Here is a 17,880-nt window from a genome sequence, read left to right as displayed (position 1 = left end):
GGGTGAACCGAACCGGCTAACACTATCAAAGCCTTACTAGGAGGCTGACCGAGAATAGCGCCCGTAGCGAGGACGGCAGAAAATTGAGGATGAAAATTCGGTTTTGTGAGGAGAATAGCGAGCTATTTGACGAACAAAAGCGGATTTTCAGACCAATTTGCTGCCGCCGCAGTAGGGCAGTCTATTCTCGGTCAGCCTCCTAGGAGCCTGACCGAGAATAGCGCCCGTAGCGAGGACGGCAGAAAATTGAGGATGAAAATTCGGTTTTGTGAGGAGAATAGCGAGCTATTTGACGAACAAAAGCGGATTTTCAGACCAATTTGCTGCCGCCGCAGTAGGGCAGTCTATTCTCGGTCAGGCTCCTAGAGGCATCTTATAAAAGCAAGATGAATAAGGTATCTGTTGTCGCTGTTCGGATACGGTAACGAACTCATATAATCACAGGCAGCTGTCAGGCATGTCCACCGCTCAGCCGCCAGAAGCTATCCGGGATTCAAGATTCTATGTCTAACAATTCAGTATTGAATGAACTCAGGCAGTACCTGTGTAACAGTATTATCGGACAGGAGCATCTGGTAGACCGTTTATTGATCACCCTGCTGGCCGATGGACACTTGTTGGTCGAAGGCGCCCCGGGCCTGGCAAAAACCCGGGCCGTCAAGGCCCTGGCCGACGGTCTGGAGGCTGGATTCCACCGTATCCAGTTCACACCGGACCTGCTGCCGGCAGACGTTACCGGTACCGATATTTATACCCCTGAAGACGGCAGCTTCCACTTCCAGCCTGGTCCTATCTTTCAGAATCTGGTGTTGGCCGATGAGATCAATCGCTCTCCGGCCAAAGTCCAATCCGCTTTGCTGGAAGCCATGGCTGAGCGCCAGGTCAGCGTGGGTCGAAAAACCTATCCACTCCCTAAAGTATTCATGGTTATGGCCACTCAGAACCCGATTGAACAGGAAGGTACTTACCCTCTACCGGAAGCCCAGCTGGACCGCTTCCTGATGCACGTCCGGGTCAGTTACCCCGATGTAGAGTCCGAGCGGCAGATTCTCAGGCTCGCCCGCGGTGAAGCCATGAAGCAGTCTCCGGTAAAACCGGTTACGCCCGTGAGCCAGGCTGACGTTCTGGCCGCGAGACAGGAAACCCTGGCCGTTCACATGGAGCCTGTGGTTGAGGAATACATCGTTCAGCTGATCAATGCCACCCGTCACCCGGCCCTCTACAATGATCGTCTGGGTGAATACCTCGATTACGGTGCCAGTCCCCGTGGTACGATTGCCCTGGATCGCTGTGCCCGCGCCAGAGCCTGGCTGAACGACAGGGATTTTGTCAGCCCGGATGACGTACAGGCGGTTGCCCACGATGTCCTTCGGCACCGTCTTCTGCTGAGTTTTGAGGCAGAGGCCGAAGGAAAAGACGCTGATTACATCATTGATCAGTTACTGAATCTGGTTCCTGTTGCCTGAGCCAGGAGCAAAGAATGAGTGGAGCATACTCGCAACTAAAAGAACTGGTCGGCCTGCGTTTTCAGGCCAGGGAACTGGCCATTTTCCGTCAAAGCCACGCCCGCAGTTTGCTGGCAGGTACAGGCTATTCGCCTTTCAAAGGCAGAGGAATCGACTTTGAGGAAGTGCGGGCTTATCAACCTGGTGACGACATCCGGTCCATTGACTGGCGCGTCACAGCACGCAGGATGAAACCTCATACCAAACTTTTCAGGGAAGAACGAGAACGCCCGGTTCTGGTTCTGGTTGACCAGAGTCATTCGATGTTTTTTGGCAGTCAGTTGAACTTCAAGTCTGTCACTGCTGTCGAAGCCGGTGCTCTGCTGGCCTGGGCCACTCTCCAGCACAGTGACCGTATCGGAGGTTTGATTTTTGATGAACAGGGACTCAGTGAGATTCGTCCCAAGCGTTCCAAAAAAACCCTGATGCACCTGCTCAACAAGCTTGAACATCATAATAAAAGCCTGAAGGCTGAAACCATCCCTCACCAACCACAGGACAACTATCTGGGCAGAGCATTGCGACACGCTCGCAGGGTGGCTCATCCGGGTACTCATATTTTCGTAATCAGTGATTTTCAGCAGCTTGACGAAGAAGGCTTTCGCCATCTTTCCCGGCTTTCAGGGCATTGTGAGTTAATGGCCATACAAGTGACAGATCCGCTGGAATCTGAGTTACCCAGACCCGGACGCTACGACATTACCAATGGCATGCATCAGCAAACCATCAACACCCGCTCCAGACACCTTCGCCAGGAATACCGATCCCGGCATCATCGTTTTCAGAACTCTCTGAAAAACCAGCTTGCCAGTCTCAAGGTGCCGCTACTGGAGCTTGGGGCTGATCAGGATACAGGCTCACAACTTCAAGCCTGGTTTGGCTCCCGTATAACCCCCCGGAGGTCGGTATGACACCCAATCCTCTGGATCAACTCCGACCCAATCGTCTACCCGACCCGGTCAGTTTCTGGCCGCTGGCTCCCGGCTGGTGGCTATCCGCCGTTTTGATAATAGTGGTTGTCACCCTGACGACCTTATTTGTGGTTCGCTACATTCGTCGAAATCGTTACCGCAGGCAGGCACGCAAACAGGCCCATATTATTTTCAGCGCCTATCAGAATCACCAGAATTCACTGCAGTTTGCTAACGACTGCAACCGTTTACTAAAACAGACAGCACTGCATGCCTACCCGGCCGAAAAGGTTGCTTCTCTTCACGGGACCCCCTGGCTGGAGTTTCTCTCCCGAAAGAGTGGCATCCTTGCATTCAGCGGGGAACCCGGACAGTCTCTGGGCGACGCCCGTTTTCAAAAAATGCCTGTGGCAAACGAAATGTCCACAGAAAAAGAAACGTCCACCGCGAAAGACAAATCAGAGGTTGATGTGAACCAGCTCCATAAACTGACAGTCCGCTGGATCAGGAAACACCATGCTTGAGTTGCAATGGCCCTGGATGTTACTGGCCGCCCCCCTGCCCTGGCTGGTTTATCGTTTTGTAAGCCCCGCCCCCCGTGCCGCTGGTGCAGCTTTAAGGGTCCCTTTTTATCGAGATCTGGCCGATATTGCCGGTGAGCATTCTGAGCACCGGGAAACACTTAAGCGTTGGCAGAGCCTGACCCCCTGGCTGATCTGGATGCTGCTGGTGCTCGCCGCTTCAAGACCGGTCTGGCTGGGAGAAACGGTTCAAATAGAGAGATCAGGAAGAGATTTGATGATCGCCGTCGACCTCTCCGGCAGTATGGAAATCGCCGACATGGAACTGAATGGCCAGGCAGTGAATCGTCTGGTGGTGACCAAACACGTCCTCAACGACTTTATTGACCAACGCAAAGGGGACCGACTTGGGCTGATTCTATTTGGAACCCAGGCCTACCTGCAGGCACCTCTTACCTTTGACCTGAAAACCATTGGCACTCTCATGGATGAATCTACGATTGGCATGGCAGGCAACAAAACCGCCATTGGTGATGCCCTGGGTCTGGCAGTAAAGCATCTTCGTAAACGCCCCCAGGACAGCAGGATTCTCATACTAATGACCGATGGTGCCAACACTGCTGGAGAGATTACGCCTGTTCAGGCTGCAAAGCTGGCCGCTTCAGAAAACATTCGCATTTATACCATTGGCCTGGGAGCGGATGAAATGATTCAGCCAGGCCTCTTTGGTTCATCCATCGGCGCACGTCGAATCAACCCTTCTGAAGACCTGGACGAAAAAACCCTGAAAGAAATTGCAGAGCTCACGGGTGGACAGTATTTCCGGGCAAAAAATACCGAAGGGCTTGAAAAAATATACGACGAACTCGACAACCTGGAGCCTGTAAAGCAGAACAAAGAACGCTTCAGGCCCAGCATAGCGCTGTTTTTCTGGCCTCTGGCACTGGCCCTGATTCTCAGCCTGATTATGGCAACACTGAGAGTCTTTCCTGAAGCATCTATTAGCCAGACAGGGAGGAATCGCCAGTGAATGCGTTTATCAGTCAATTCCATTTTCTACGCCCACTGTGGTTGCTGGCCTTCATCCCGTGTCTGATTCTGCTGATCGCTCTCTGGCGTCAACAGCTGCAGTCCGGAGACTGGAAACGGGTTATCGCCCCTGAACTGTTGCAACACCTTTTGCAGGGTCGCAATAAGAAACAGAACCGACTCCCAGTCTACCTGCTTCTGGCAGGCTGGACACTGGCTGTTCTGGCACTGGCAGGCCCAACCTGGCAAAAAATCCCCACTCCTGTCAACAAGAGCCTTCAGCCCATGGTAGTCGTGGTGGATATGTCCCACAAAATGTTTGCTAAAGACGTTACACCCAATCGACTTTCCAGAGTTCGTTACAAACTGCTGGACCTGTTTAAAATGCGTAAGGACGGGCTTTCAGCTCTGGTGGCCTACGCAGGCTCAGCCCACACTGCGGCGCCCTTAACAGACGACAATCGTACTTTAGCCAATCTGGTTCCGGCGCTGAGCCCCCAGATCATGCCGGAACAGGGAGATAATGCCCTGAAGGGCCTTGAGGAGGCCGTTGAATTACTCAAGCAGGGGGCAGGAGAAGCGGGCGATATCCTCCTGATTACCGACCAGGTTCCAGATACGCAGGTCAGCGAGATACGCTCACTGCTGAAGGATAGCGGCAGCACTCTCTCAATTCTGGGCATTGGCAGCGAGGAAGGCGCTCCCATCAGCCTGCCCGAAGGCGGCTTCCTTAAAGACAAACAAGGCACCATTATTATTCCGAAGAAGGAACGTCAGCAACTGCGTCAGCTTGCACAATCGACGGGTGGCGTTTATGCCGACATGACTCTGGATGATAGTGATTTGCAAGCCGTTCTGCCAAAAGCGGGACTGAATGACAACTCAGTCAGAGTTGAGAGTCAGTTTGACCAATGGCAGGATGTCGGCTTCTGGTTAGTACTGCTGATTTTGCCTCTGGCAATGGCCGGTTTCAGAAAAGGCTGGTTAACTATCTTTCTGGTGGCAGCGATACTCCCCTCGCCCCCGGCACAAGCTTTGGAATGGCATAGTCTCTGGCAAAACAGCAACCAACAGGCTATGGAAGAACTCAACAACAAAAAGCCCGAACAGGCCGCTGAAAAATTCACCCAACCGGACTGGAAAGCTGAAGCTCTCTATCAGGCAGGTATGTACGAAGAAGCAGCCACTGAGTTTGCCCGTTCCGATACCGCTGACGGCTTTTACAATCAGGGCAATGCTCTTTCCCGAGCCGGTAAACTCGATGAAGCGGTAGCAGCCTACAACAGAGCCCTTGAGCTAAACCCTGCCATGGAAGATGCCGCCGCCAATAAAAAGCTGATTGAAGAACTGATAAAGCAGCAACAGCAACAGGGCCAGAACAACAACCAACAGCAGAATCAACAGAATCAACAGAATCAACAGAATCAGCAGAATCAGCAGAATCAGCAGAATCAGCAGAATCAGCAGAATCAGCAGAATCAGCAGAATCAGCAGAATCAGCAGAATCAGCAGAATCAGCAGAATCAGCAGAATCAGCAGAATCAGCAGAATCAGCAGAATCAGCAAAAAGATCAGAGCCAGCAGGGTCAGAGTCAACAGAACCCGCAACAAAACTCTGATAATCAACAACAAAGTTCCGACAAGGGTCAGGAAAATCAGCAACAGCAGAACTCTGGTCAACAGAATAAGGAACAAGAACAATCTTCTCAATCCCAGCCAGGCCAACAGCAACAGGAAGATCAGAAAGAACGCTCATACTCTGGTCAGCAGGATCAGGAGTCTGAACAACAGAATCCAGCTGAGAGCAAGCAACAACAAGCCAGTGCCGGAGAGCCTCAGGAACAGGGTGATCAGGCGCAGCAAGCACTGCGATATCCTGAAGAACAGCAAACCACCAGCCCGGACCAGCAAGCCATTGAAAATTGGTTAAAAACCATACCGGACGACCCCGGTGGCCTACTCAGGCGCAAATTCCTTCAACAACAGAGAGAGCAAAAAAGACAACAGGAGCAGTCATGGTGAAGTCAATTTTTTTCAAACTCAGTAAAGTACTGATCCTGCTGACAGGGTTGTTTCTCACTGCACAGGGGATGGCTGCACTGACTGCCTCTGTTGACCGGACTCATCTGGCAGAATACGAGACTCTGGAACTCACCCTCAGAACAGACAGTGATACCAGTGCTGCCCCCGATTTGTCACCCTTGGAAAATGACTTTGACATACTGGGGACCCGCCAAAGTCGTCAGGTTCGAATTATTAACGGTAAAAATGAATCCTGGCGTGACTGGATTATCACGCTGTCACCTAAAAAGTCCGGTCGTTTGCTGATACCCAGCCTGCAATTAGAAGGTATGACTTCAAAAGCTATTCGATTGGAAGTATCCAACACGCCCACTGAACAAAAAGCCGGATCAGGTGGGATCGGCCCGGTTTTCATCCGAACTGAAATCAGTAATGAAACACCTTATGTTCAGGAAGAAGTGATCCTGACCCTGAAGATTTACTATCGGGAACAGCTTTACGACGACCGTCGACTTTCACCCGTAAATATCGACGGTGCTATTGTGCAACAACTGGGGGAAACCCGGAACTATGATACGGTTATGGACGGTACCCGATACGGTGTCTTTGAACTGAACTTCTCGATTCATCCGCAAAAACCAGGTCCGATGGACATTCCGGGCCTGACTTTTTCAGCCACCATGCCAGACCGCCGGGATACTTTTGGCAGTATTTTTTCAATGAGTGGCAAGCCCGTTGCAGCCCGATCTGCTGAAATCACCCTCAATGTCCGGCCACAACCAGACAGCTTTAAAGGTCCGGTCTGGCTGCCTGCTCGAAAACTGACCCTGACCGATGGCTGGAGTGCACCTCTGGACAAGGTCAAAGTGGGCGACGCCATCACTCGAACCATTGTTGTGGAAGCTGAAGGACTCACCGGTGTTCAGTTGCCTGCCATTACTATGCCCAGACTCGAGGGCATCAACACTTACCCGGACAAGTCTGCGACCGATGACAAGGCGACAGACACGGGTGTTATTGGCAGCCGAATAGAAGCCATCGCCCTGATTCCAACCCGTCCCGGAAAAATTGAACTCCCTCCGTTGCATTATCAATGGTTTGATACCAAAACCCGGACCGAGAAAGTCGCTACCATTCCTGCCAAAACCATTACCGTGCTGCCGTCGGAAAACGGCGAAGTATTAACAACGACTCCAGACATTCCAACCCGGACTACCGAAAAGAATGAAGAAACAGTTTGTCCACCAGTGGTTGCCAATCTCACCACACAAGGACCAGGCTGGCTTTGGCCTTCTTTATCTGCCTTGTTTGGATTACTCTGGCTGATCACTTTATTGGCATTATGGCGATGCAGGTCTTCCCGAAAGCCGACGATTGAGTCTTCTGCCACCACTGAGCCTCAGGGATTCAATGAGAAAGAAGCCTGGCAAAAATTTGAAAATGCCTGCAATGCCGATGACCTGATTCAGATCCGCCGATGTTTTATTGAATGGGTTCAAGCTCTGTCTGGCAACTCAGGATTGTCGACCATGGACAGGTGTTTGAAAAAACTCAACAGTGATCCATTAGTGGCTTCGTTCAACCAGCTTGAAGCCAGTCTCTATTCAGGTCATGAACAAAAGCTCGATACAAGGGAGCTGATTATGGTGTGCACGCAACTGCGTAAAGAGCAAAAGAGCAGCGAACCAAACAATGGCCTTAACAGTCTTTATCCGGGCCAGTAATTCTGAGCTCTGAAAACTCTTGTCGGCCGGATGATTCTGGCCGAGTGAGTGAAAGAGATGAATCATTCATGCAAAGTTTATTAATTTGGACCTTGTTACCACAACAGACGGTTACCACATGGCTGCCATCACCACTGAAGCTGGCGAAAGTGATCCCAAATTCATGGAGAATGGTGGCTTTTTCAACCCATGATCCATCAGCCTTCTGGCCAAAGATTCTCGCCATGTTGCTGTAATCACTGGCGGTTACCAAATGGCAACCATCGGGGCTGAAGGTGGCTGAGATGATCGAACCTTTATGGGAAAAGTTGGCTTTTTCGACCCATACTCCATCAGCCTTCTGACCATAGATTTTCACCGAGCCATCCACACATCCCGTCACCACATGGCGACCATCGGGGCTGAAAATGGCTGAGATGACAGCGTCATCATGATTAATAGTACGCTCTAGTTCCCATGATCCGTCGTCTTTCTGACCACAGATTAGCGCAATGTCATCATCACTGGCCGTCACCAGGTAGCGGCCATTGGGGCTGAAGGCAGCTGCGTTGACATGGTCACCATGGGAAATGCTGTCTTCGTCTTCTTTTCCCCATGATCCATCGTCCTTCCGACCATAGATCTGCACCGTGTTATCGTCACTGGCTGTCAACACATGGCGACTATCAGCACTAAAGATGGCTGTGTTGACAGTGTCATCATGATCAATGGTGACTTCTGACTCCCATGATCCGTAAACGATTTTCACCCTGTTATCGAGACCGATGGTCAACAGATAACGGTTATCGGGGCTAAAGATGGCTGACGCCACCCAGCCTTCATGGCAAATGGTGACTTTTTCTTCCCATGATCCATCGTCCTTCTGGCCATAGATTTTTGCCGTTTTATCACTACTGGAGGTCATCACATAACGGCTATCGGAGCTGAAGGTGGCGGTGTTGACATAGTGATGATGGTGAATGATGGCTTCTTCTTCCCATGAGCCATTGCTCTTCTGGCCATAGATTTTCGCTTTGCCACCTTTACTGGCAGTCACCACATAGCGACTATCTGGGCTGAAGGTGGCTGAGATGACTGTACTTTTATGGGAAATGACGGCTTTTTTGTCCCATGATCCATCAGCCTTTTGACTATAAATTTTCGCCGTATTATCTCTACTGGCGGTCACAAGATGACGACTATCGGGACTGAACGTAGCTGAATGAACCTCATCATCATGAGAAATGGTGAGTTTTTCTTCCCATATTCCATTAGCCGCCTTCTGACCGTAGACTTTTGCCGTTCCATCAAGACTGGCCGTCAGCAGATAGCGGACATTGGCACTGAATTTGGCTGAGACAACATAATGACGATGAACAATGGTGGCTTTTGGCTCCAAATTAAACGTTTCACACTGAGACATCAGTCGTGCTCTGGTGAAATAGAATAGTGCAGGAAAATGATCACTCTCCCGGAGTTCTATAAGTGATTTGACTAATGCTTCATCCTTCGTGAACGGTCGTAGCCTGTTATGGAGTTGTTCTTCATCCTTTGTAGGAAGCGCTTTCTTTAGTTGATATCGGTGCTCTGGAGTAAAGCGGTGATACCAGGCCTCTGCCAGAGCATGATTGCTTTTAACAACCTTATGTAAGTAAGCAGATACCTGCTGTAAACGGGTAATATCCCGAAACTCCAGCAAGCGAATAATTTTGAGGGTTAACTCCTCGGGTAAATCCTGCAATAAGACTGTTTTCTTTATCTCGGTATCAGGTATAGCGATGGATCTACCCAAACTGGCACCCGATGGTTCTTCCCCCAATCGTGCGTGCTTGGTTGGGGGTAAGGATGAACCAACCATGTCGGATTTATTAGTTGTAGAATCCACTTCTGGTTTCTCCTAAATGACTATTTCAGGAAATTCAAAATTGATACATAACTTAGAAGTGTTTTTAAAATAAAAGTTCATAACATGTTGTTAAGCGCAAATAACAAAGTTTCTGCCTTTCAGCACATTTACAAGGGCATCCCCTTTATTTGTCACAGCAAACAATCATTCATCTGCAATTTATTAATTCGCACTTTATTACCACTACTGGTAGTCAGTACATGGTGTCCATCGGTGCTGAAGGTGGCTAATTTGATTGGATCTTCATGTGAAATGATCGCCTTTTCGACCCATAATTCATCGGTCTGCTGACCATAGATTTTTGCCGTTCCATCGTTACTGGTGGTCAGCACAAGGCAGCCATCGTCGCTGAAGGTAGCTGAGGTGACCGAAAGCTTATGGAAAATAATGGCTTTTTCGACCCAGGATCCATCAGCTTTGATACCATAGATTTTCGCCGTGCCGCCTTTATTCTTATCAAAGAGTGTGCATACGCCCTCTACACTGGCCGTCACCACATGACGGCCATCGGGGCTGAAAGAGGCTTCTGTAACCCAGTCATCATGGGGAATGGTCACTTTTTCTTCCCATGATCCATCGGCCTTCTGGCCATAGATTTTCGCCGTGTTGTCAAAACTGGCGGTTACCACATGGCGGGCATCGGGACTGAAATCGGCTGACCTGACTTGACAACCATGGGAAATGATCGCTTTTTGTTCCCATGATCCATCGCTCTTCTGGCCGAAGATTTTCGCCGTGTTATCGCTACTGGCCGTCACCACAAGGCCATCACCGGTGCTCACTGCGTTGACTGCACCACTGTGGAAAATGGTGACTTTTTCTACCCATAACCCATCGGCCACCTGGGCATGGATTTTCACCTCATCATCTTCAGTGACGGTCAGCACAAGGCGGCCATCGTCAATAAACCTGGCAAAGTTGACATCGTTATCATGAGAAATGGTGGCTTGAAGTTCCCATGATTTATCATCCTGCTGAGCGAAGATTTTCGCATCATAGTCGTCACTGGCTGTCACCACACGACGGCTATCGCGACTGAATCTGACTGTGTTGATTTTAGCTTCATGAGAAATGATAAGTTTTTCTTCCCATGAACCACCGAAACCCTGACTGCAGATTTTTACTTTGTTATCGTCACCGAATGTCAACACATGGCACCCATCGGGACTAAATATGGCTGAGTCAACCTGATCATCATGGGTTATGGTGATCGTTTCTTCCCATAATCCATTGTCCTTCTGGACATAGATTTTCGCTGTGCCATCATTGCTGGCGGTCACCACATGGCTACCCTCAGGGCTGAATCTCGCTGACTCGACTGAACCTTCATGTTCAATGATGGCTTTTTGATCCCATGATCCATCATCCTCCTGGCCAAAGATTTTTGCCGTGTTATCAAAACTGCTGGTCACCATATAGCGTCCATCGGTGCTGAATCTGGCTGAACTGACAAAGTAATCATGATCAATAACGAGTTCTGTATCTACGTTAAATATTTTGCATTGAGACATCAGTCGAGCTTTGGTGAAATAGAATAGAGCAGCAAAGTAATGCCTATCCCGGCGTTCTATGATTGCTTCGACTAACGCTTTATCCTTCGTAAACGGTCGCAGCCAATGACGAAGTTGTTCTTTATCTTCAGCAGGAAGAATTTTCTCTAGTTGATTTTGATGTGATAAAGAAAAGCGTTGATACCAGGCCTTCGCCAGAGCATGATCGCTTTTGATAACCCCGTGTAAATGAGTAGATACCTGCTGTAAACGGACAATATCCCGAAACGCCAACAAGCGAATAATTTTGATGGTTATTTCCTCGGGCAAATCCTGCAATAAAGCTGTCTTCCCGACTTCTTTGTCAGGTATGGTGATGGACCTGCCGGCACTGGCACCCGATGGTTCTCTCTCCAATGGAGTGCTCACAGGTGGCCGTAAGGGTGAATCAATTACTCCGAGGTTATTACTGGAATGCACGTCTGGCTGCTCCTGAGTTAGTCCATTTTAATTAACAGAGAAGTTGGAAAATTGATGTGACCAGTTAGAGTCGGTTTGGAAATAAAAGTTCATTACAGGGTGTTAATTGCAGTTATCGAAACTTCTGTCTTTCAGACCATGCAGAATGGTCTCTCTTTTATTTGTCACAACAAGGCAGTCAATGATGCATCTGAAGTTTATTAACAATCACGTGTTTGCTAAAGCTCGTCACCACATAGAGGCCATTAGTACTAAAGGTGGCTGATATGATCGGATCATCATGGCAAATGATGACTTTTTCGACCCATGATCCATCAAGCTCCAGACCATGGATTTTTGCCGTTCCATCTTTACAGGTGGTCAGCACATAGCGACCATCGGCACTGAAAGTGGCTGGCATGAGCCAATCTTTATGGGAAATGATGGCTTTTTCAGTCCATGATCCATCAGCCTTCCTGCTACAGATTTTCTCCGTGCCATCTTTACTGGAGGTTAACACGTGGCAGCCATCGGGGCTGAAGATGGCTGAGATGACATCGCCATCATGGAAAATAATGAGTTTTTCTTCCCATACCCCACCGCCCTTCTGGCCATAAATTTTTGCCGTGTTATCGTCACTGGCCGTCAGCACATGGAAGCCGTTGGCGCTGAAGGTGGCTGAGGTGACCCAGTGATCGTGGTAAATGGTGGCTTCTTCTTCCCATGAGCCATTGGTCTTCTGACCATAAATTTTCGCTGTACCATCTTTACTGGCGGTCACCACATGGCGACCATCGGAGACGCTGAAGGTGGCTGAGTTGACTCCCCCCTTATGGCAAATGGTGGCTTTTTGCTGCCATGATCCATCGTCCTCCTGGCCGTGGATTTTTGCCTTGTAATCATCATCGACGGTCAACACATGGCGATCATCGGGGCTAAAGATGGCTGACTTGACAAAGCGATCATGGAAAATGGTGGTTTCTTCTTGCCATGATCCATCGGTCTTCTGCCCATGGATTTTTGCCGTGCTATCGTAACTGGTGGTCACCAGATGGCGACTATCGGCGCTGAAGGCGGCTGAGATGACCGAGTCATTATGGGAAATGCTGAGTTTTTCTTTCCATGACCCATCGACTCCCTGGCCATAAACTTTTGCCTTGTTATCCCTGGTAGCGGTCACCAGATAGCAGCTATCCGGGCTGAAGGTGGCTAAGTTGATCCAGGGATCATAGGGAATGGTGGCTTTTTCTTGCCATGATCCATCATCGTCCTGACTATGAATTTTCAACGTATAATCCCAACTGACGGTCATCAGATGACAGCCGTCGGCACTGAAGGTCGCCGAGTCGACAAAATTATCATGAGAAATTTTGGCTTGTTCTACCCAGAATCCATTAGCCTTCTGACAACAGATTTTTGCCGTTTGATCGACACTGGCGGTCACCAAATAGCTGCTATCGGGGTTAAAGGCAGCTGAGTTGACATAATGACTATGGTAAACAACAACTTCTGTATCAACACTAAACGTTTTACATTGAGACATCAGTCGAGCTTTGGTGAAATAAAACAGAGCAGGAAAATAATCATAACTTCGGTGTTCTATTGTTGATTCGACTAACGCTTCATCCTTCGTAAAAGGTAGCAGCCAATTACGGAGCTGTTCTTTATCCTCTATAGGTAGAATTTTCTTTAGTTGATATTGATGCAGTGAAGAAAACCGGCGATACCATGCCTTTTCCAGTACAGGATCGTTTTTAATGGCAGTGTATGTGTGAGTAGATACCTGTTGTAAACTGACGATATCCCGAAACTCCAGCAAACGCGCAATTTTGACGATTATTTCCTCGGGCAAATCGTGCAATGAAATTGTTTTCTTTATTTCTTTGTCAGGTACAGTGACGGACCTGCCTGCACTGACACCCGATGGTTCTTCTCCCAATGAAGTGCTCACAGTTGGTAGCGAAGGTGAACCGGCTATGTCGGAATGATTAACGTCAGAAAACATATCTGGTTTCTCTTAAGTTTTTAACCCCGATTAAATCATTCCCCCGTAGCCTGTCAATTCGCACCTTGTTATCACTACAGAGGGTCATCACGTGGTGGCCATCGTCGCTAAAGGTGGCCGATCTAATCGAATGATTATGGGAAATGATGACTTTTTCGACCCAGGACATATCAGTCTCCTGACCATAAATTTTTGCCGTTCCATCTTCACCGGTGGTCAACACATGGCGGCCGTCAGCGCTGAAGGTGGCCGAGGTGACCGAAGCTTTATGGAAAATGATGGCTTTCTCAACCCATGAACCGTCAGACTTCCTGCCAGAGATTTTCGCTGTGCCATCTTCACTGGCGGTCACAACATGACGACCATCGGCACTGAAGAGGGCTGAGACGACATCGCTACCATGGGAAAGGGTGGTTTTATGTTCCAATGATTCATCGGCCTCCAGACAATAGATTTTCACCTTGCCATCTCTACTGACCGTCAGCAGATGATCGCCAGCGGGGCTGAAGGTGGCTGAGTTGACTTCGTCATCGTGGGAAATGATGGTTTCTTTCCAAGAGCCGTCGGCCTTTTCATCACAGATTTTCGCTGTATTATCTTCACTGGCCGTCAACAAATGGCGGCCATCGGCGCTGAAGGTGGCTGAGTTGATAAAGTAATTATGGAAAAAAGTAACTTTTTCTTGCCATGATCCATCGGCCATCTGGTCATAGATTTTCACCTTGCTGTCGCAACTGACGATCACCAGACGGCCTTCATCGGCGCTAAAAGTGGCTAAACGGATCCAGTAATCATGAAAAATAGTCATTTTTTCTTTCCATGCTCCATTGTCTCCCTGGCAAAAAATTTTCGCCGTGTGATCGTAACTGACGGTCATCATAAAACGGCTACCGGGGCTAAAAATGGCAAACCTGACGAAATCATCATGGGAAATGGTGAGTTTTTCTTCCCAGGATCCATCAGCCATCTGGCTAATAATTTTTGCCTTAAAGTCGTCACTGGCGGTTACCACATGGAGACCATCAAAGCTAAAGGTGGCTGATGCGATCAAACCATCATGGGTAATGGTGAGTTTATGTTTCCATAACCCATCGACTCCCTGACCATAGATTTTTGACGTGTTATCCCAACTGAAAGTCAAGGCGTGGCGGCTATCGGGGCTGAAAGTGGCCGCTTCAACCCAATGATTATGAGGAATGGTCACTTTTTCTTCCCATAATCCATTGGCCTTCTGGCTAAAGATTTTTGCCGTTTTGTCATAACTGGCGGTCACGACATGACGACTATCGGCGCTGAAATTAGCTGATTTCACAAAGTCATCATGGTCTATGATGACTTCAGTATCTACATCAAACGTTTTGCATTGAGACATCAGTCGAGCTTTGGTGAAATAAAACAGAGCAGGAAAATAATCATAACTTCGGTGTTCTAATATTGATTCGACTAACGTTTCATCCTTCGTAAACGGTCGCAACCAATTTCGGAGCTGTTCTTTATCCTCTATAGGTAGAATTTTCTTTAGTTGATATTGGTGCAGTGAAGAAAACCGGCGATACCATGCCTTTTCCAGTACAGGATCGTTTTTAATGGCAGTGTGTGTGTGAGTAGATACCTGTTGTAAACTGACGATATCCTGAAATTCCAGCAAGCGCGCAATTTTGATGATTATTTCCCCGGGTAAATCGTGCAATGAAGTTGATTTCTTTATTTCTTTGTCAGGCACAGTGACGGACCTGCCTGCACTGACGCCTGAGGGTTCTTCCCCCAATGAAGTGCTCACAGATGGAAGTGAAGGTGAAGCGGCTATGTCGGAATGATTAACTTCAGAATACATCTCTGGTTTCTCTTAAGTCTTCACCCTGCCCCTGATGAGCAAAGATATTCAAAATTGATGAAGTCAATTAGAGTCGGCTTTGAAATAAAAGTTCATAATAGGTTGTTAATTGCTACTAAAAAAAACTTCTGCCTTTCGTATATTCAGAATGGTGTCCCTTTATTGATCTCAGCAAACAATCAGTTCTTCATCGATAGTTTATAAATTCTCAAATTGTCAAAGAGAAAAGGTGAAACCAAATGGTAGCCATCGGCACTGAGGACAGTTTCGGCCATACCTCTATGGGTAACAACGGCTTTTTCTATCCATGACCCATTAGCCCACTGACCATAAATTTTTGCCGTTCCATCCATACTGGTGGTAATCACAAGGCAGCCATCGACACTAAAGGTGGCTGTTTTGAGTGAAGCTTCATGGGAAATGATGGCCTTTTCGACCCAGGATCCGTCAGTCTTCAGACCATAGATTTTCGCTGTGCCATCTTTACTGGCCGTCACCAGATGGCAGCCATCGGGGCTGAAGTTGGCTGAGAGGACACGGCGACCATGGTTAATAGTGCACTTTTCTTCCCATGAACCATCACTCTTCTGGCCATAGATTTTTGCCGTATGATCTTTGCTTGCGGTCAAAACATGGCGGCCATCGGGGCTAAAGTTGGCTGAGAGGATATGGCGACCATGGTTAATAGTGCACTTTTCTTCCCATGAGCCGTCGCTCTTCTGTCCATAGATTTTTGCCGTATGATCCTTACTTGCGGTCACCACATGGTGGCCATCGTCACTGAATATGGCTGACTTGACCCTGTGATCATGGGAAATGATGGTTTCTTCTTCCCATGAGCCATCAGCCTTTTGACCATAAATTATCGCTGTGCCATCGTCACTGGCAGTCACCAGATGACGGCCATCGGCACTGAAGTTGACTGTGTTGATCCACAGGCTATGGAAAATGGTGAATTTTTCTTCCCATGATCCATCGACTCCCCGACCATAAATTTTTGCTGTGTAATCGTCGTAACTGGTGGTCACCAGATGGCTACTATCGGCACTGAAGATGGCTAAGTCAAAGCAATTATCATGGGAAATAGTGAGTTTTTCTTCCCATGATCCATCATCTCCCTGAACACAGATTTTCACCGTTTGGTCCTTACTGGCAGTCACAAAATGGCGACTATCGGCGCTGAAGTTGGCTGAGTTGAGCCAATCACCATGGGAAATAGTGAGTTTCTTTTCCCATGACCCATCGTCGACCTGACCATAGATTTTTGCCGTTTTATCGAAACTGACGGTCATTGCGTAGCGATCATCAGCGCTGAAGATGGCTGACACGATCTCATCTCTATGGGGAATAATGGCTTTTCTATCCCATGATCCATTGTTATGGTAAATTCTGGCCTTTCCGTCTGCGCACCTCGTTATCAGGTGGCTGCCATCGGCGCTGAAGGTGGCTGAGAACACACCACCCCAAAAACCAGAATGGTTAAGGATCACTTTTGTATCTACATTAAACATCTTGCATTGAGACATCAGTCGAGCTTTGGTGAAATAAAACAGAGCAGGAAAATAATCATAACTTCGGTGTTCTAATATTGATTCGACTAACGTTTCATCCTTCGTAAACGGTCGCAGCCAACTACGGAGCTGTTCTTTATCCTCTACAGGTAGAATTTTCTTTAGTTGATATTGGTGCAGTGAAGAAAACCGGCGAAACCATGCCTTTTCCAGTACAGGATCGTTTTTAATGGCAGTGTATGTGTGAGTAGATACCTGTTGTAAACAGACGATATCCCGAAATTTCAGCAAACGCGCAATTTTGATAATTATTTCTTCGGGCAAATCGGGCAATGAAGTTGTTTTTTTTATTTCTTTGTCAGGCACAGTGACGGACCTGCCTGCACTGACACCTGATGATTTTTCCCCCAATGAAGTGCTCACAGGTGGAAGTGAAGGCGAACCGGCTATGTCGGAATTATTAAGGTCAGAATACATATCTGGTTTCTCCTAAGTTTTCACCCTCCCCCTGATGAGGCTGTCGCAAAACTCTGGTTCCCATGCTTTTAGGCCCTGTGGGTCCCTGCGTGGGAACCCATACTTATCTCGAGCTGCAGAGTCCGCTTTTCAGGGGAGGTATGCATTCCCGCGCAGAGAGGGTGTCGCAAAACTCTCTCCGGCGCGGGAACGCGCTGACTCCCGTTATTGCCGGCTTCATTCTCGTCATTCCCGGCTTCATTCTCGTCATTCCCGGCTTCATTCTCGTCATTCCCGGCTTCATTCTCGTCATTCCCGCGAAGGCGGGAATCCACACTGACTCTCCACCAGAACCATACTGCCCGGTGTCCCCCTGGCCTTGTCATCCCCGAGAAAGCAGAGATCCACCGTTGGCGCTGGATTCCCGCCTTCGCGGGAATGACGACTTCAGAGCGTGAGAACGAGCTGTTGAAGTTTTGCGACACCCTCTGATGAGCAAAGATATTCAATATTGATAAAGTGAGTTTG

The 17,880-nt window shown here is 48.5% G+C and carries 12 protein-coding genes; 7 read left to right on the top strand and 5 right to left on the bottom strand.

Annotated elements, in window-relative coordinates; genetic code table 11:
• The first annotated feature begins 503 nt into the window (after positions 1–503).
• The 6 genes from ACO6V5_RS03165 to ACO6V5_RS03140 are packed head-to-tail and all read left to right on the top strand — an operon-like array spanning position 504 to position 7,712.
• Positions 504–1,466, top strand: coding sequence for an AAA family ATPase (locus ACO6V5_RS03165; protein WP_422134373.1), 963 nt, complete (start codon positions 504–506; stop codon positions 1,464–1,466).
• A 14-nt stretch (positions 1,467–1,480) separates the two neighbouring features.
• Positions 1,481–2,416 carry a DUF58 domain-containing protein gene (locus tag ACO6V5_RS03160; RefSeq protein WP_422413875.1) on the top strand — a complete coding sequence of 312 codons (936 nt, stop codon included), beginning with the start codon at positions 1,481–1,483 and terminating at the stop codon, positions 2,414–2,416.
• A complete protein-coding gene (locus ACO6V5_RS03155) occupies positions 2,413–2,940 on the top strand; it encodes a DUF4381 domain-containing protein (protein ID WP_422134375.1) in 528 nt (175 codons plus the stop codon). Before ACO6V5_RS03160 ends, ACO6V5_RS03155 begins: the two co-directional genes overlap by 4 nt.
• Positions 2,933–3,967 (top strand): vWA domain-containing protein, encoded by a 1,035-nt coding sequence (locus ACO6V5_RS03150; protein ID WP_422134376.1) that lies wholly within the window; start codon positions 2,933–2,935, stop codon positions 3,965–3,967. Before ACO6V5_RS03155 ends, ACO6V5_RS03150 begins: the two co-directional genes overlap by 8 nt.
• Positions 3,964–5,988 carry a VWA domain-containing protein gene (locus tag ACO6V5_RS03145; protein ID WP_422441885.1) on the top strand — a complete coding sequence of 675 codons (2,025 nt, stop codon included), beginning with the start codon at positions 3,964–3,966 and terminating at the stop codon, positions 5,986–5,988. Before ACO6V5_RS03150 ends, ACO6V5_RS03145 begins: the two co-directional genes overlap by 4 nt.
• The gene (locus ACO6V5_RS03140) at positions 5,982–7,712 is read left to right on the top strand and encodes a BatD family protein (protein WP_422413343.1); all 1,731 of its coding nucleotides are present in this window, start codon (positions 5,982–5,984) and stop codon (positions 7,710–7,712) included. Before ACO6V5_RS03145 ends, ACO6V5_RS03140 begins: the two co-directional genes overlap by 7 nt.
• Here ACO6V5_RS03140 and ACO6V5_RS03135 read toward each other — a convergent pair.
• From ACO6V5_RS03135 to ACO6V5_RS03115, 5 genes are all read right to left on the bottom strand, one after another.
• Entirely contained in the window at positions 7,687–9,576 is a 1,890-nt protein-coding gene (locus ACO6V5_RS03135; protein ID WP_422413345.1) for an F-box/WD repeat-containing protein, read from the bottom strand. The two genes, ACO6V5_RS03140 and ACO6V5_RS03135, sit on opposite strands and share 26 nt — an antisense overlap.
• A 152-nt stretch (positions 9,577–9,728) precedes the next feature.
• Positions 9,729–11,567 carry an F-box-like domain-containing protein gene (locus ACO6V5_RS03130; protein ID WP_422413347.1) on the bottom strand — a complete coding sequence of 613 codons (1,839 nt, stop codon included), beginning with the start codon at positions 11,565–11,567 and terminating at the stop codon, positions 9,729–9,731.
• Between the two features lie 178 nt (positions 11,568–11,745).
• Entirely contained in the window at positions 11,746–13,551 is a 1,806-nt protein-coding gene (locus ACO6V5_RS03125) for an F-box protein (RefSeq protein ID WP_422413349.1), read from the bottom strand.
• The gene (locus ACO6V5_RS03120) at positions 13,541–15,385 is read right to left on the bottom strand and encodes an F-box/WD repeat-containing protein (RefSeq protein WP_422413351.1); all 1,845 of its coding nucleotides are present in this window, start codon (positions 15,383–15,385) and stop codon (positions 13,541–13,543) included. Before ACO6V5_RS03120 ends, ACO6V5_RS03125 begins: the two co-directional genes overlap by 11 nt.
• A gap of 179 nt (positions 15,386–15,564) precedes the next feature.
• Positions 15,565–17,373: an F-box/WD repeat-containing protein gene (locus ACO6V5_RS03115; protein WP_422134383.1), complete on the bottom strand. Its 1,809-nt coding sequence runs from the start codon at positions 17,371–17,373 to the stop codon at positions 15,565–15,567.
• Positions 17,374–17,534: 161 nt separating this feature from the next.
• Between ACO6V5_RS03115 and ACO6V5_RS03110 the strand changes: the two genes are divergently transcribed.
• A complete protein-coding gene (locus ACO6V5_RS03110; protein WP_422441887.1) occupies positions 17,535–17,810 on the top strand; it encodes a hypothetical protein in 276 nt (91 codons plus the stop codon).
• The last annotated feature ends 70 nt before the right edge of the window (positions 17,811–17,880 follow it).

It is taken from the genome of Endozoicomonas sp. ALD068 (assembly GCF_049310145.1).
Lineage (GTDB): Bacteria > Pseudomonadota > Gammaproteobacteria > Pseudomonadales > Endozoicomonadaceae > Endozoicomonas_A.
The sequence above is the reverse complement of the archived record's forward strand: the minus strand, read 5'-3'. Positions and strand labels throughout refer to the sequence as shown.